Source organism: Acinetobacter sp. V2 (genome assembly GCF_001188385.1).
In the GTDB taxonomy this organism is placed as follows: domain Bacteria; phylum Pseudomonadota; class Gammaproteobacteria; order Pseudomonadales; family Moraxellaceae; genus Acinetobacter; species Acinetobacter oleivorans.
In genome coordinates this window covers 307,510-308,926 of sequence record NZ_JZFB01000002.1, presented here as the reverse complement: position 1 = coordinate 308,926, position 1,417 = coordinate 307,510, and the positions used below count along the sequence as shown (strand labels likewise).

Sequence of the window (1,417 nt, the reverse complement as noted above, 5' to 3'; positions counted from 1 at the left end):
ATCTTTGACTACGATCTGAAAAAAGAGCGTTTAGAAGAAGTTTTACGTGAGTTAGAAGACCCTGCGATTTGGAATGATCAAAGCCGTGCTCAGGCGATGGCAAAAGAAAAGGGCGAACTAGAAAACGTTATTAATGTATTGGATGGGTTGTCAACACAACTTGAAGATGCAAAAGCGATGTTAGATTTGGCTGTAGAAGCTGATGATGAAAGCTTGCTTGAAGATGTTCAGTCAGAGCTTAGTGCTGCTGAAGATGAACTGGCTAAACTTGAATTCCGTCGCATGTTTAGCAATCCAATGGACCCGAATCCTTGCTATGTCGAGATTCAATCAGGTTCAGGCGGTACCGAAGCACAAGACTGGGCATCTATGCTTTTACGTATGTATATGCGCTGGATTGAACGTCATGGCTTTAAAGCAGAACTCATGGAAGTATCTGATGGTGACGTAGCTGGTATTAAATCTGCAACAATTCGTGTTGAAGGTGAATATGCCTACGGTTGGTTACGTACAGAATCTGGTGTACACCGTTTAGTGCGTAAGTCACCATTCGACAGTGGTAACCGCCGTCATACTTCATTCTCTGCGGTGTTTATTTCACCAGAAGTTGATGACAACATTGAAATTGATATTAATCCTTCTGATGTTCGTACAGATACTTACCGTGCATCTGGGGCAGGTGGTCAGCATATTAACAAAACCGATTCGGCAGTACGTTTGACTCACACTCCAACAGGTATTGTGGTGGCGTGTCAGAACCAGCGTTCGCAACATGCTAACCGTGACCATGCATGGAAACAGTTACGTGCGCGTTTGTATGAATTGGAAATGCAAAAACGTAATGAAGCGGCTCAAGCTCTAGAAGACTCGAAGTCTGATATTGGTTGGGGAAGCCAAATTCGTTCATATGTATTAGATGATTCACGTATTAAAGATTTACGTACAGGCGTTGAAAATTCTAATACAGGTGCTGTTCTTGATGGTGACCTTGATCGCTTTATTGAGGCGAGCTTAAAACAAGGTTTATAAGAGTCTGCTGAACTTTTAGTTTAAATACAGTTCATCTATGAATATGTAGAACTCTTGGATTTTTAGCGATTAAAACGGCAAAGCAATTCAGCCTTCGAGTCTTAATCGAAAAAATGCGATATGAATATCGAAAAAAATAGATATGAATATCGCAAAAGTGCGATATGATGTTTTCGAAATGCTGAATAAAGCTTTGTTCGTTTAAAAGACGTGTTGAGCCTATGGATATTGATGCAATTAGCAAAGCCCTTTCCAATCCGCTACGTCGGCAGATTTTGCAATGGTTGAAAGAACCTGCGCATTATTTACCAGTGGAAGAGTGTGGTGGTAGTTTTGAGAAAGGTGTTTGTGCAGGTCATATTGAACGATTGGGCAAAGTAGCACAGTC

At 41.2% G+C, this 1,417-nt stretch carries 1 protein-coding gene and 1 pseudogene; both read left to right on the top strand.

The genetic code is table 11. The features are described 5' to 3' along the window. Nucleotides 1-1,029: peptide chain release factor 2 (gene prfB, locus UC75_RS10265; RefSeq protein ID WP_128825246.1), on the top strand; the 1,029-nt coding region annotated here is incomplete at its 5' end. A gap of 221 nt (nucleotides 1,030-1,250) precedes the next feature. Then, nucleotides 1,251-1,417, top strand: a pseudogene (locus UC75_RS21080) (transcriptional regulator); the annotation flags it as partial.